The following is a 14,062-nucleotide window of genomic DNA, read 5'->3' as shown; positions in this document are numbered from 1 at the left end:
TGACGCCCCGTTTTTTTCAAATACTGCCAGGGCGCTTGAATGAGCGCCAAGAGGTTTGACATGCAATTTGCTGATAGAAAAGAGGCCGAGGATTATCTCGCCGCACACCCTGAAGTGCTGAGCATCGAGTTGTTCCTTATCGACGCGAATGGCGTGCCACGGGGCAAACTGTTGCATCGTAATGAGCTGCTGGCGATCTACGACACTGGGCGGCCGCTGCCAAGTTCCATTCTTGCCCTGACCGTGCAGGGTGAGGACGTGGACGACACTGGCCTGGTCTGGGATGTCGCTGACGCTGATTGCTGGAGCTACCCCTTGCCGGGAAGCCTGACCGTGCAACCCTGGCGCACTCATCCCACCGGTCAAGTGCAGGTCAGCATGCACCCGACCCAAGGTATTCCCGCCGCACCGGCGGACCCGCGCCACGTACTGGTGAACACCATCGAGCGGCTCAAAGCCGATGGCTTCCATCCGGTCATGGCCGTGGAGTTGGAGTTCTACCTGCTGGACCAACAGCGCGACGTCAACGGGCGACCGCAGCCGGCGCAGCAAACCAATGGCGTACGTCCGGTGGCGCCGCAGGTGTATGGCGTATACGAACTCGAGCAGGTTCAACCGTTTCTTGATGACCTCTACGCAGCCTGTGCGCTGCAGGGTTTACCGGTGCGCACGGCGATCTCCGAGTATGCGCCGGGCCAGCTCGAGTTGACGCTGGAGCATCGTTTCGACGCACTCCAGGCCATTGATGAAGGCGTACGTTACAAACGCCTGGTCAAGGGTGTGGCCAACAAACACGGGCTGCAAGCGTGTTTCATGGCCAAGCCGTTCAGCGATCAGGCCGGCAGCGGTCTGCACCTGCACGTCAGCCTGGCCGACGAGCAGGGCAACAACCTGTATGCGAGCGAAGACCCACAGGGCACACCGCTGTTGCGTCACTCCATTGGCGGGATGATGGCAACCTTGTTCGACGCGCTGGCGATATTTTGCCCTCATGCCAACTCCTATCGCCGATTCCAGACCGGCAGTTACGCGCCGCTGGCCAAAAGCTGGGGCGTCAACAATCGTACGGTGTCATTTCGCGTGCCCGGCGGCCCCGCGATCAGTCGGCACATCGAACACCGCATTTGCGGTGCCGATGCCAACCCCTATCTCGCCGCTGCCGCGTTACTGGCGGGCATTCACCACGGCATCACGCATCAGAGCGATCCTGGCGCGGCGATTGTGGGCAACGGCTATGAGCAGGCGACCGACTTTTTACCCACCGACTGGCTGACTGCGTTGCAGGCATTGCAGGGTTCAACCTGGGCACGCGAGGCGCTGGGTGCCGAATTCCTCAAGGTGTTCCTGGCGATCAAGTGGCGTGAGTTCCGTACCTTCAATGCCGAGGTCGGCGAGCAGGACTGGCGCTGGTACCTTACTCACGCATGAGAATTGGCCCGTCAGCGTGTCTTGAAACGGAGCGCTGAGGGCACCTGTTTCCGAGTTATCCAGAGATAAACCATGAACAATGCGCTCAAGTTCTACATCGATGGCCAGTGGGTCGATACCCAGTCGGGCAACACGCTGGAGGTGATCGACCCCTCCACCGAGCAAGCTTTCATCAGTATCGCGGTGGGCAACGCGGCGGACGTGGACAGTGCGGTAAACGCTGCTGCCAGGGCCTTTCCCGCGTTCTCTGTAACCCCCGTCAGCGAACGTCTGGCACTGCTCAAGGAAATTCTGCGGGTCTACAACCTGCGCTACGAAGACCTGGCCAAGGCCGTCAGCCAGGAGATGGGCGCGCCGCTGCATTTCGCCCGTGACTCGCAAGTCTGGAGTGGCCGCGCGCACCTGGAATCGACCATCAGTGCCCTGGAGACCTTCCCGTTCAGCGAAGTGCATGGCATCACTCAGGTGATGCGTGAAGCCATCGGCGTGTGCGCCCTGATCACGCCGTGGAACTGGCCGCTGAATCAGATCGTCTGCAAGGTCGCGCCCGCCATTGCCGCCGGTTGCACCGTGGTGCTCAAACCCAGCGAAATCGCGCCGCTGACCGGTATCATCTTCGCCGAGATCATGCATGAAGCGGGTGTGCCCGCCGGGGTCTTCAACCTGCTTAACGGCACCGGTGCGGACGTGGGCCATTACCTGACCAGCCACCCGAAAGTCGATATGGTCTCGTTCACCGGTTCCACCCGCGCCGGCATTCTGGTCGCCAAGGCGGCGGCCGATACGGTTAAACGCGTGGCTCAGGAGTTGGGCGGTAAATCGGCCAATATCCTGCTGGAAGACGCGGACTTTGACGTGGCGGTGGCCAAGGGGGTGCAGCGCTGCTTTGCCAACTCCGGGCAATCCTGCAATGCGCCTACACGCATGCTGGTACCGCGAGCGCAGCTTGCCCGTGTTCTGGAAATTGCCAAGGCAACCGCCGAGCAGTTGGTGACCGGCAGCCCGCTGGATGCCGGCACGAATCTCGGTCCGGTGATCAGCGACGCACAGTTCGCCAAGATTCAGAGCCTGATCGCCATCGGCATCGAGGAGGGCGCCACCCTGGTGAGCGGTGGCCTGGGCCGTCCCGAAGGCCTGGACAAGGGCTACTACGTGCGACCCACCGTGTTCGGCGACGTGACGGCGCAGATGACCATTGCCCGCGAAGAAATCTTCGGCCCCGTGCTGTCGATCATTGCCTATGACAGCGAAGCGCAGGCCATCGAAATGGCCAACGATACCGTTTACGGCCTGGCGGCCTACATACAGTCCGGTAATATCGAGCGTGCCCGCGCCGTGGCCAAACAGATGCGTGCCGGCTCGGTGTACCTGAACTACCCAAGCTGGGACACGTTCGCGCCGTTTGGTGGCTACAAACAATCCGGCAATGGCCGCGAGTACGCGGGGTGGGGCATTCACGACTTCCTGGAAATCAAGGGCGTGGTCGGTTGGAGCGAGTGACCACTGAAGAGGTAATGGTTTCATTCGCGCCGAGAATGCTGTGAACCGCTATTGCTGCCCCTATGACCACGGCAATAAGCCCTGTCGCCTCCATGGGTGTTGGGAACCTCCCAATAAAGAACAAGCCGAGGACAGCGGCGAACAAAGATTCCAGCGAAATCAACTGACCGGAAAGCACCATCGGCAGCCGTTTTGTCGCCGCGTTCCAAGCCCAGGCACCGATCACCGAAGACATAACCGCAATGACCAGAGCCCAGGCATAAAGATGTCCCGCCGAGGTGATACTGAAACCCATACTCGGGAGTTTAAAGAGGCCTAGCATGTCTACAACGGGTATCAGGAACACGGTGCCTATACCAGCACCCGTCATCATCAGACTTGTCCAGATGCCCGTTGCAGCATGGGGGATTTTTCCCATGGCGCTTTGATTCAGCAGACTGAAGGCTAGCCACAGGGTCACTGCCAGAACAGAAAAAAATAATCCCGTCAGCCAGGACGCCCTGCCTGCCTGCGCCAGATTCATGCTGCCGATATTTGCAAGGAAGAGCCCAACCATCATGAACGTCAGGGGTAACGCAAGGCGGTGCCACTGCACCGTTTTCTCTTTTGCATTGCCGAGCAGGGCGAGTAGAACAGGCACGAATCCGACACACGCCGCCGTCAGTACGGGGCCACCGAAGATCACGCCCGCTGCAATACAGCTGCTGTACCCTAGATATCCCATTGCGCCCAGCGCTGCGGCGAGCAACTGCTGGGAACGTTGCAAAGACCGCCGCTGAGTACGGCACAGGATCACCCCCAGCGACCCCAAGGCACCCGCGATCAGAAATCTGATGATCGTAAGGTCGTAAATGCTGTAGGCGCCAGTGACGTAAGGCGCTACGAAGTTAAGAGCCCAGGCCAGCGTCGCAAAAACGGCGAGCAGCGTGCCGGTGATGATAGTTGAGCGGGCGGTGATCATTAGCTGAGGTCCGGCAGATGTTCAGCCCATATTGCGTTTTGTCGCAGTGTGTTAAAAACGAGTTCTCGGGTCTGAATGCATAACGACTGATTATGAATAACCTCAGGAAGACATTGCCTGCGCTGACCAGTTTGCTGCCTTTTGAAGCGGCTGCCCGGCTGGAAAGCTTCTCGAGGGCCGCTGATGAGTTGCACATCACCCAAGCCGCCGTCAGCCGGCAAATCCGCGGTCTTGAAGAAGATCTCGGCGTGAAGCTATTTGTCCGGCGTAATCGGGCGGTCTTTTTGACGGAGGAGGGGCGGCAGTTGGGAAGCGTGGTGAGCGCGGCACTGGGAAATATCAGCGACCATGCTGTTACGCTTCGAGAATCACAGCGCAAAAATCGTGTCGTTTTACTCTGCCAGTTATGTGAAGCCTTTTACTGGCTGATGCCACGCCTCTCCACGTTCCAGGATCAACAGGCGGGAATCGAGGTTCAAGTAGTGACCTCAACACGGCCTATTGCCGAATTCAACGACCGCTTCGATGTTGCCTTGCAAAGCACCGGGCGCGCCAGCGGCTTGCATGCTCTGGCGTTTACGGCTGCTGACGAAGTCTTCCCCGTGTGCAGTCCGCGCTACCTTGCCACAGGCACGTTGATTGGCCCTGAAGCGCTTTGTCTGCACCATCTTTTACACTATCGCTCTACGTCCCCGGACTTTATGGTCTGGGAAGAGTGGTTGCAGGTGTTTGGAAAGACGATCGCGAATCATGTGCCTGGTACGGTGTTCGATAGCTACCCGCTGATGCTTCAGGCGGCAGTCGCGGGACATGGCATCGCATTGGGATGGCGTCGAACTGCCGGAAAGCTTATTGAGGAGGGCGCTTTGGTGCGACCTTGTGCAGAATATGTGCCTCTGCCCCATGCCATTTCTGTTTATAAAGAAAATGGCGGGGATGAACGGATTGAAGTACAAGCGCTACTGGCGTGGCTCCAGGAACAGTTGAGCACCTAGTTGCGAAGCAATAAATGGGTCAGGTAAACGCCGACCGTTGGCGCATGAAAGAACTTTCGATAAGGGCGATAGCGTCAAATGTTTCTGAATCTTGAAGTTCGCAGCTACGAGCGGGAAGCCCCTCACCACCATCACGAGCATGCTCAATTGGTACTGCCGATTCGTGGTCGAATGGAAATCGACGTAGGGGGGCGCGGTGGCTATATCGATCAGTCACTGGCGGCACTTGTGACGCCCGGCGCGGTGCACTCGCAGCATACGCACGCCGATAACCGCTTTCTGGTTCTGGACTGCGCGCCGACGACCCTGGAAACGCTGCAGATCGAGCGTCTGGCTCGGAGCATCTATGTGCCTATTCCCGCCGCGACTCGTCGGCTGATGGAGTTCGCCGAGCTGATAGGAAACGCGCAACTGTCCCTCGCGGCCTCACAGCTGGGCCCTTTGCTTCTTTCGTCCCTGGGCGCTGATACTCCCCGCGTTGCAGACCCCATGAAGCAATTGATCGTCCGTCTTCAGGCCAACCCTAGCGCGAACTGGAGCAACGAAAGCATGGCTCGAGTCGCCAATATGAGCCTGAGCAAACTGCACCAGCGGTTTCGCCAATTGTTCGAGATGACCCCTCAAGCGTGGTTGACTGAATTACGCCTGCAGGAAGCTCAACGCTGGCTGCGCGCAACCTCGTTACCCATAGCCGAGATTGCCTTGCGGGCAGGTTTTTCCGATCAGGCATCACTGACCCGGACCATGCAGCGTATCAGCGCCATAACGCCGGCTGCTTATCGCAAAGCGCAGAAACAGCCTGGGTAAAAGACTGCACAGTTACCGACAATATTTGCCGAATCAGCTGCATCAGACTTCATCCATCAGGCTATGGAGTACGGGTGAAATGTTTGCTGATCGGTCACTGTTCAAGGGCATTGTTTACGGCGTGTGCGCAGGGTTGTGCTGGGGCGTGATTTTCCTTGGCCCCCAGCTGACCCCGGGGCTAAGCGGCCTTGAATTCGCAGTGCTGAGATTTCTTTGTTATGGCGCGGTCTCGGCGGTTTTGCTGATGCCGCGCTGGCGGCGCGTATGCGCCCATCTGAGCATGGCTGACTGGAAATCACTGTTCTGGCTCAGCCTGATAGGGAACCTCATCTACTACACGCTGGTGGGCACCGGCGTGCAGCTGGTGGGCATCGCCACAACGTCGCTGATTGTCGGACTCATCCCGGTCATCGTCACCCTGGCAGGTCGTCATGACGCCGACGCCGTTTCCCTGCACAAGCTCGTCCCTTCGCTGTGCTGCGCGGTGGGTGGCGTCATGCTCATCAGTTGGCATGCACTGATCAATGGCGACAGGCCGGATACGCTGGCAACCATCGCCGGGATTTCATGCGCGGTGGGTGCTCTGGTGACGTGGAGTTGGTATGCGGTAAGCAACGCTCGGCGGCTGGTTCAGGTCGCCAGCGTCTCCGCGCATGACTGGGCACTGCTGACAGGGGTGATGACGGGGGCTCAGTCGCTGCTTTTGGCGGCACCTGTTCTGGGCTTGCAGGCCGCAACCCATGGCAGCGCTCAATGGCTGCATTTTTTGCTGGTGGCAGGAGGCGTAGCCATCTTGTCTTCAGTGGTGGGTGGCGCATGCTGGAACCAGGCGAGCCGACTTCTGCCGCTGGCACTCAGCGGACAAGTGCTCGTGATTGAGACATTGGCGGCGCTGGTTTTTGGGTTTCTATGGGAGCAGCGGTTGCCTGACTCCTATGAAACAGCGGCGATTGCACTGCTTGTTACCGGTGTCGTCTGGTGCCTGAACTGTCATCGTAATCCGGGTTATTCTGCGGCTATGTAGTTAGCCTTCACCTTTACGGAGTCGAATCATGTTTGGCGGATTCCAGAAAGCACAACGCCAGGTAAACGGCGTGAACATCAGTTACCGCATTGGCGGCAGTGGCCCCGCGCTGCTGCTGTTGCACGGCCATCCGCAGACCCACGTGATCTGGCACAAGGTGGCTGCGCAGCTGGCGGGCGTTTTTACCGTAGTCGCCGCTGATCTGCGCGGCTATGGCGACAGCGACAGGCCGCCAGCCGACGCCGAGCATGCAGGTTATTCCAAGCGTGAAATGGCGCTCGATGCTGTCGAGTTGATGAAGTCGTTGGGCTTTGCCCAGTTCAGGGTGCTGGCCCATGACCGCGGTGCGCGCGTGGCCCATCGCCTGGTCCTCGACCATCCGCACGCGGTGCAGCAGATGGTGCTGCTGGACATTGCGCCAACCCTGTCGATGTACGCGCAAACGAACGAAGCCTTCGCCCGCGCCTACTGGCACTGGTTCTTCCTCATTCGGCCTGCGCCATTGCCGGAGGGGCTTATCGAAGCCGACCCCGAGCTCTATCTGCGCAGTGTGATGGGCTCCCGTAGCGCCGGCCTCAAGCCTTTCACCGACGAGGCGTTTGCCGAGTACCTGCGCTGCCTGCAACGTCCGGGCAGTGCGCGGGGCATTTGTGAGGATTACCGCGCTTCGGCCGGTATCGATCTGGAGCACGACCGCGCCGATATCCTGGCGGGCAATCATCTGACGCTGCCGCTGCTGGTACTCTGGGGCGAGGAGGGCACAGTGGGGCGCTGTTTCGACCCGCTGGAAGAGTGGCGCAAGGTCGCCCTGAATGTTCGCGGCAAGGCGCTACCTTGCGGCCATTACATCGCCGAAGAAGTGCCTGACGTGCTGCTCGAAGCAGTGCTGGGTTTTTTCGCTGCACCCGTTTAGCTGTGTGGCTTGATCGGTCAACACGCCGCACCCGTCATTGTTCACTTAAGGGCGGCGAACGGCAAACGCTCCGCCAGCGCCTGCGCAAGGTAGCGGGCGAAGACCGAGATGCGCTGGGGGATATGCTGCCGATGCTGATACACCGCAAAAATATCAGCCTTCGGCGCCTGGTGATCGGTCAGTACCGCCTGCAGGCGACCACTTTCAAGATATTGCTGAACATTCCAGCGCGACCGCAGAATCAATCCATGGCCGTCCAGCGCCAAACTCAACGCGACCTCGCCATCATTGCTCGACAGCGTCCCGCTGACCTTGTGCGAGTAATCCTGACCATCCTTGCTGAAGCGCCAGATCGCATAGTCGCTGCCGAACTGGCGCAAAACAATGCAGTTATGCCGCGCCAGATCCGCCACGCGCGTCAGCTCGGGCATCGCTTCAAGGTATCCCGCAGACGCGCAGAGAATGCGTGGATTCTCCAGCAGACGAATGCCGATCAACCGTGAGTCCGGCGGCTCGCCCATGCACACGCCGATATCGAATTGATCGTCCAGGATGCTCAGTGGCTGGCTGGTCAGCTCGAGAGAAATCTCGAGCTCCGGGTGCAGCCCGGCGAAGCTCGAGACCACGGGGGCGAGGTGCTGCCGGCCGAAACCCAGCGTGCCATTGATCCGCAACCGGCCGTGCAAGGTGGGCTGGCGGCTGCTGAGCGCGCTCTCCAGTTCCTCGAGCTGGCGCAGAATCGGCCGACCTCCCTCCAGGTACAGCACGCCTTCGGGGGTCAGCGACAATCGACGCGTGGTGCGCTGCAGCAACTGCACGCCAAGCCTGGCCTCCAGGTGGCTGAGCCGTTTGCTCACGGCAGGCAGCGACAGCCCCAGATGGCGTGCCACTTCCGTCAGGCTGGCGCGCGTAGCCACCTGCTGAAAGAAACTCAGGTCATCGATCATGCTCATGGATTCTTTCCTGAAAACTAAGAATGGCTTTCCAGCAAGGCTAATTATTAATCCCAGGACACTGCATACACTGAGATCCATGCCCCAATCAACCCAGGAGTCGAATCCATGAGCAAAACCCGGTACAAAATTGCAGTGATCCCCGGCGACGGCATTGGCAAGGAAGTGATGCCCGAAGGCGTGCGTGTGCTTGACGCGGTGGCTGCCCGCTTCAACCTCGAGCTGCAATGGGACTGGTTCGACTTCGCCAGCGCCGATTACTACCTGGCGCACGGCAAGATGATGCCGGACGACTGGTTCGACACCCTCAAGGGCTACGATGCGATCTACTTCGGTGCCGTGGGCTGGCCCGACGTGGTGCCTGACCATATTTCCCTATGGGATTCGCTGCTGCAGTTCCGGCGTGAATTCGACCAGTACGTCAATCTGCGCCCCTGCCGTCTGATGCCCGGCGTGAAGGCGCCACTGGCGAACCGCAAGCCCGGCGACATCGATTTCTGGGTGGTGCGCGAGAATACCGAAGGCGAGTACTCCAGCGTCGGCGGCAAAATGTTCCCCGGGACCGATCGCGAAATCGTGCTGCAGGAAACCGTGATGACCCGCGTCGGCGTCGACCGTATCCTCAAGTTCGCCTACGACCTGGCGCAAAGCCGTCCGAAGAAGCACCTGACCTCGGCCACCAAATCCAATGGCATCGCGATCACCATGCCCTACTGGGATGAGCGCGTCGTGGAAATGGGCAAGAAATATCCGGACGTCAACGTCGACAAGTACCACATCGATATTCTTACGGCGAACTTTGTCCTGCACCCGGACTGGTTCGACGTGGTGGTGGCCAGCAACCTGTTCGGCGACATCCTTTCCGACCTGGGTCCGGCCTGCACCGGCACCATCGGCATCGCGCCTTCGGCCAACATCAACCCGGAACGCAACTTCCCGAGCCTGTTCGAACCGGTGCACGGTTCGGCGCCCGACATCGCCGGAAAGGGTATCGCCAACCCGATCGGGCAGATCTGGTGCGGTGCGATGATGCTCGAGCACCTGGGCCATCCCGAAGCCGGCGCCGCCGTGCTGACAGCGATCGAAACCGTGCTTGCGATGGGCCCGGAGCACGCGCCCCTGACCGCCGACATCGGTGGCACCGGCAACACCGAATCGCTGGGCAAGGCCATCGCTGCTGCGGTCTGAAAACCCGAAAAGCCCAGTGCCCACTTGCTGCTGGGCTTTTCGATGGACAACGTGATCCGTTTGAACATCAACAAGCATGTCATGGTGTGATGTTCTTGACCCTCGCAGTAGAACATCAACGAGCCTGCCTGGAATAACGACGAACGTTCCTGTTACTGCCTGAACGTCACTCGGGTAACTGTCATATCTGATGCCGTGAAGGCAACTCCGCCTGCATGAGCCCTGAAAATATCCCCATGATTTAAATGATGTTTTTTCGGATGTTTTTCCGAAAATAACCTTTTGCGTACTGTTAATTAACCGTTACCCAACTTCTCAATGGCCGCCAGTCATAGGCAGTATCCCCATAGCCGGTTAACGCAAGCCATCTGACCGGGCCTTCACGCAGAGTAAAGAAAACAAGAGGCTATCCATTGCCTCAAAACAATAACAAGACAATAAATGGCGAGGAATTCACGATGACAATGCATAACGTCTGGGAATCAATTGTCGCATTCTATGAGCCGACAATTGAAATAATGAGCTTGTGGGCCTTTGGGCTTCCTCTTTTCGTAACGGTCATTGCGGTGATGTTCATCTTCTCGCGAAAGTGGCAAGGTCCCCTGACCCTACGCGCTCTAATCAATGCAGCCTTTCCCAGGGAGCAATACGATCACGCTTCATCGCGCGTCGATAAGTGGAACGGCATTATCCTGCTTATGCTGGGTTTTCCCCTTGTCGGTGTCATCGCCATTAATGGCATCGCTATCGCTGACAACGCAGGTGCTTATTTAAACGTTGAATTCGGCGCCCAGGAGCCCGTGATCACAGCGACCTGGCTAATGGTCTCAATTCAGTTCCTGGTCTATTTCCTCAGCGTGGACTTCGTGGGGTACTGGGTACACCGTTGGTGCCATACCCATGCACTGCTCTGGCATCTTCACAAGCCTCACCACACCGCTGAAACGCTCACGCCCTGGACGCTTTTTCGACAGCACCCCATCGAGTTCTTTGGTCTGAATATCATTCCGGCGATTTTTGGCGGGGCCTTCACCGGGGTTGTACTGTATGCAACGGGAAGCCAAATTCATCCGGGCATGATCGCTGCAGTCACCACAACGGCCTATATCGCCTTCTTTGTGATAGATGTTTTTTCGCACGTCCATATGCCGATCTCCTATGGCTGGCTGAACAGGATCATTTTGGCTCCCGTCATGCACAACCTGCACCATAGTATGGAGCCCCATCACTGGGACAAGAATAACGCGGTCATACTGACACTCTGGGATTGGATGTTCGGCACGCTGTACCTGCCCAAGAAGGGTGAAACCTGGCGTTGGGGATGCAACGACGAAGAGTATGGCGCCAACAATCCACACAAAACCCTGAAGGGGTTCTATATCGATCCTTTCAAGACCCTCTGGCGTCACTTGAAGGAAGGCGAGAGTCCGAACCCATGAAGGGTGCGCAGCGCTTGGCAATCTAAAAGACAAGACCTCAATTTCCATTAAAGGACATCACCATGGCATTGAAAGACACGCTCCATTGGCGCTATGCAACCAAAAGCTACAACGGCGACAAGGTGGCGCAAGAGAAGATCGATCCGATCCTGGAAGCCATACGTCTGGCCCCCAGCAGCTCGGGCATGCAGCCTTTCAAGGTGTTAATCATCACTAACCCTGAGTTGAAGGCGCAGTTGCAGCCGATCTGCGCCAACCAACAGCAAGTTACTCAATCGTCCCATTTATTGGTTTTTGCTGCCTGGGATGAATATACGCCTGAGCGGGTCAACGACTTTTTCGAATACAGCAACGCGATACGTAATCTGCCTGCCAGTGTCACCGATGATTACCGGTTATCGCTGCTCGACTCGTTAGGCAGCATGAGCAAGGAACAGCAGTATTTTCACGCCGCCAAACAATGCTACATCGCGTTGGGATTTGCGCTGCTGGCGGCTGCTGAACTTGGCGTGGATGCCACGCCCATGGAAGGGTTCGACAACAGCGCGGTGGACGCGCTTCTGAAGCTTCGCGAACAGGGCTTGAACAGTTCGGTTCTTTTGGCCCTGGGGTACCGGGATACCGAAAGCGATTGGCTGGTAACACTCGAAAAAGTCCGGCGCGACAAGGCGCATATGTTCGTGGAGATTGCCTAGGGCCTACTCCCGTCTCTCGCACGCCACATCTGACTGACGTCAAGCGGGCGTGCGATCAGTAATTCTGCCGATAGATTCGACGGACCAAACGTACGCACCTCGTACAGTGCTTCGAAGGCCTCGCTATCTCCTAGCTGGGCCTTCAAGCGATTCAGTTCGGCACTGTTCGATGCGATCTTCGCCGCTTCTATCAGGGCTGGATCCATAATGCCGGCCACGACGACGATGTGATTTCCTGCCGGTCCCGGAAAGCTCGCAAGGTAGGCGTAATCACGGCGCATGATTCTTTCAGTGGATGGCTCGGCCCAATCGGATTGAAATTGATCGCCGCTCGCTCGGTCCACAAGGGTATCGCCGCTGGCCGATAGCGAAAAACCGGAAAGGTCGAAGAACGGTTCATGCAGATCGCCGAGGGTGTCGAGCAAACCGACATAGACAATATCGTGATCGCTCAGCATCTCATTGGTGAAGCGTGATGTTGTCACATCCTTGATCAGGCTTGAATTGCCAGGCCTCGTTGCGGCCACGATTGGCGTCACCGAAACCAGAGCCGATGAGAGCCCACTCGGCAAGTGATGCGCATTCATGTCGACGTACCTCTGGCCGGCCCCAGGCATCTGCTGCTTGTACTTATTGAGAGCCTCGCTGGAAGCAATGGTGTAATCAGCGACCATGCGAAGAATGGAGCCATCAGCGCCTTGTTCACCGAATACGTAAAAATCACCGGAAACGATCAATAGCTCAGCTGTATTTTTCGTCAGACCACTCCAGAGAATGCTCTCGACGCGCGCGTCATTGGGTGGTTTCCCGGTCAGCCAGAGCCAGCACATTGCGTTGAACGCAAGGAAAAGCGCCGCGCTGGCAAAATACCGCCAATCAAGCAAACGTCGGCGCGCAGGGTTGGAGTGGTTGTCTTGCTCATCGGGAGCAGCGACCACCAGACGGTATTCGCCACGCGGCAGGACAAGACGCTCGCCACGCTCATCGACGGGCGCAGCCTCGAGTTTTTTTCTCAGCCGATGAATATGCACTCGAACCGTGGCATCAGCCGCGAGATCCACGTTGGTGGGGCGACCAAACACAACGAGTGCAATCTCGACCTCCTTCGTTGGGGTCGCCATCAGTGATCGCTCGAGCAGAAACTCGAAAAGACGAATGATCTGCCGCGATTTACCGAGCGCACCACTCTTTAAAACTCTTTGAGCGTGCGCCGCCAGTCGATTCTCCTCTTCAACGTCCTGCAACTTATCCATTTCACATCCTCACGGCGCCCGTCGCCATTGACGCAGGCCAATATTCTTCAGCCCTTGGTCAGCATGACGTTGGCGATCAGGTTATTTCATATCCCTGACTTGCACCCACAGCACCGCGTCCTGGGAAAGGGGTTTGCCTTTATAGGTTTTGGTCGCACCGATGTTGAGCGCTGCAATGCCCCACCAGCCGGCACGTGGCAGGCCGATCGTCACCACACCCTGGGCGTCCGAATAGGTACTCAGGGATTTGAATGAGGCTTGGGGGGCCTTGACATAGTCCTGCTTGCCGAAGGCGTTGTCTTTGATGTCGACAGAATGGTTGATGTATTCGAGTTCTATCTCGGCGAACGGAACGGGCTTGCCGTCAGCCAGGACCACTGCGCGGAACACGCCGCCCGTCCAGTTTGCGTAGGGCTTGTTGAGGGGTTGGATCTCAACCGGCAACCCCTGGGGCTCTGACCAGTTACCGGGGACGCCACCCACGTTGACGACGAGCTTGGTGAACTGCTGGATGTAAACGTCTTCCTCCTTTTCCAGATAGGGCTCAGGTTCAAGCACGAAAATATGGTCGCCCAGTGAGCGCACCAACTCCCGTGGAATCGATGCACGATAGGCGGCCGCTTGATTGTCGCGGCTCTGCCACTGGACAGGCTTGAGGTATTGGCGCAGGTCGGTTTTTTCGCCGCCGTGGGCGCTGATGAGATTGAACGCGCGCGGTTCACCCATATTCATCGTCGGGCCGCCGGAGAACGGGTGCGTGAACACTATGGCGAAGTCCAGATTGGCTGCACGTTGCAACGCCGTTTCGTCGAGGTAGAGCATCTGGAAGTGAGCTTGTGCAGCGCAGGTCATGCAACTGAAGGTCGCGGCGGCAAGGGCTTGAAGCAGTCTTCGTTTGATCGGCAT

At 58.1% G+C, this 14,062-nt stretch carries 13 protein-coding genes; 9 read left to right on the top strand and 4 right to left on the bottom strand.

Translation table 11 applies throughout. The features are described from left to right. Positions 1-60: 60 nt before the first annotated feature. Together JOE32_RS06080 and JOE32_RS06075 are read left to right on the top strand one after the other, a co-directional pair. Positions 61-1,428, top strand: coding sequence for a glutamine synthetase family protein (locus JOE32_RS06080; RefSeq protein WP_209982326.1), 1,368 nt, complete (start codon positions 61-63; stop codon positions 1,426-1,428). A gap of 72 nt (positions 1,429-1,500) precedes the next feature. Next, on the top strand, positions 1,501-2,928 hold the full coding sequence (locus JOE32_RS06075; protein ID WP_209982325.1) for an aldehyde dehydrogenase family protein: 1,428 nt from the start codon (positions 1,501-1,503) through the stop codon (positions 2,926-2,928). On the opposite strand, the gene JOE32_RS06070 is transcribed toward JOE32_RS06075, so the two are convergent. Then, a complete protein-coding gene (locus JOE32_RS06070; RefSeq protein ID WP_209982322.1) occupies positions 2,900-3,889 on the bottom strand; it encodes an EamA family transporter in 990 nt (329 codons plus the stop codon). The genes JOE32_RS06075 and JOE32_RS06070 overlap by 29 nt on opposite strands. A gap of 92 nt (positions 3,890-3,981) precedes the next feature. Between JOE32_RS06070 and JOE32_RS06065 the strand changes: the two genes are divergently transcribed. From JOE32_RS06065 to JOE32_RS06050, 4 genes are all read left to right on the top strand, one after another. Then, positions 3,982-4,884 (top strand): LysR substrate-binding domain-containing protein, encoded by a 903-nt coding sequence (locus JOE32_RS06065; protein ID WP_209982311.1) that lies wholly within the window; start codon positions 3,982-3,984, stop codon positions 4,882-4,884. Positions 4,885-4,962: 78 nt separating this feature from the next. Then, positions 4,963-5,691: an AraC family transcriptional regulator gene (locus tag JOE32_RS06060; protein WP_209982310.1), complete on the top strand. Its 729-nt coding sequence runs from the start codon at positions 4,963-4,965 to the stop codon at positions 5,689-5,691. A 79-nt stretch (positions 5,692-5,770) separates the two neighbouring features. Next, positions 5,771-6,715: a DMT family transporter gene (locus tag JOE32_RS06055; protein ID WP_209982308.1), complete on the top strand. Its 945-nt coding sequence runs from the start codon at positions 5,771-5,773 to the stop codon at positions 6,713-6,715. Positions 6,716-6,743: 28 nt separating this feature from the next. After that, positions 6,744-7,628 carry an alpha/beta hydrolase gene (locus tag JOE32_RS06050; RefSeq protein WP_209982306.1) on the top strand — a complete coding sequence of 295 codons (885 nt, stop codon included), beginning with the start codon at positions 6,744-6,746 and terminating at the stop codon, positions 7,626-7,628. A gap of 41 nt (positions 7,629-7,669) precedes the next feature. Here the strand turns inward: JOE32_RS06050 and JOE32_RS06045 are convergent, their stop codons facing one another. After that, the gene (locus tag JOE32_RS06045) at positions 7,670-8,581 is read right to left on the bottom strand and encodes a LysR substrate-binding domain-containing protein (RefSeq protein WP_209982304.1); all 912 of its coding nucleotides are present in this window, start codon (positions 8,579-8,581) and stop codon (positions 7,670-7,672) included. Positions 8,582-8,689: 108 nt separating this feature from the next. Here JOE32_RS06045 and JOE32_RS06040 point away from each other — a divergent pair, with 108 nt between their 5' ends. The 3 genes from JOE32_RS06040 (at position 8,690) to JOE32_RS06030 (ending at position 11,903) form a co-directional block, all read left to right on the top strand. Then, positions 8,690-9,769 carry a tartrate dehydrogenase gene (locus JOE32_RS06040; RefSeq protein ID WP_209982302.1) on the top strand — a complete coding sequence of 360 codons (1,080 nt, stop codon included), beginning with the start codon at positions 8,690-8,692 and terminating at the stop codon, positions 9,767-9,769. Between the two features lie 458 nt (positions 9,770-10,227). Further along, complete coding sequence (locus JOE32_RS06035) at positions 10,228-11,208, top strand: sterol desaturase family protein (RefSeq protein ID WP_209982298.1); 981 nt, start codon at positions 10,228-10,230, stop codon at positions 11,206-11,208. A gap of 62 nt (positions 11,209-11,270) precedes the next feature. Continuing rightward, positions 11,271-11,903, top strand: a complete 633-nt coding sequence (locus JOE32_RS06030) for a nitroreductase family protein (protein WP_209982297.1) — start codon at positions 11,271-11,273, stop codon at positions 11,901-11,903. Here the strand turns inward: JOE32_RS06030 and JOE32_RS06025 are convergent. After that, the gene (locus JOE32_RS06025) at positions 11,900-13,156 is read right to left on the bottom strand and encodes a winged helix-turn-helix domain-containing protein (RefSeq protein WP_209982295.1); all 1,257 of its coding nucleotides are present in this window, start codon (positions 13,154-13,156) and stop codon (positions 11,900-11,902) included. The two genes, JOE32_RS06030 and JOE32_RS06025, sit on opposite strands and share 4 nt — an antisense overlap. Positions 13,157-13,237: 81 nt before the next feature. Next, positions 13,238-14,062: a DUF4198 domain-containing protein gene (locus JOE32_RS06020; protein ID WP_209982293.1), complete on the bottom strand. Its 825-nt coding sequence runs from the start codon at positions 14,060-14,062 to the stop codon at positions 13,238-13,240.

The sequence above is a fragment of the Pseudomonas sp. PvP025 genome (assembly GCF_017832155.1).
In the GTDB taxonomy this organism is placed as follows: Bacteria; Pseudomonadota; Gammaproteobacteria; order Pseudomonadales; family Pseudomonadaceae; genus Aquipseudomonas.
The sequence above is the reverse complement of the archived record's forward strand: the minus strand, read 5'-3'. Positions and strand labels throughout refer to the sequence as shown.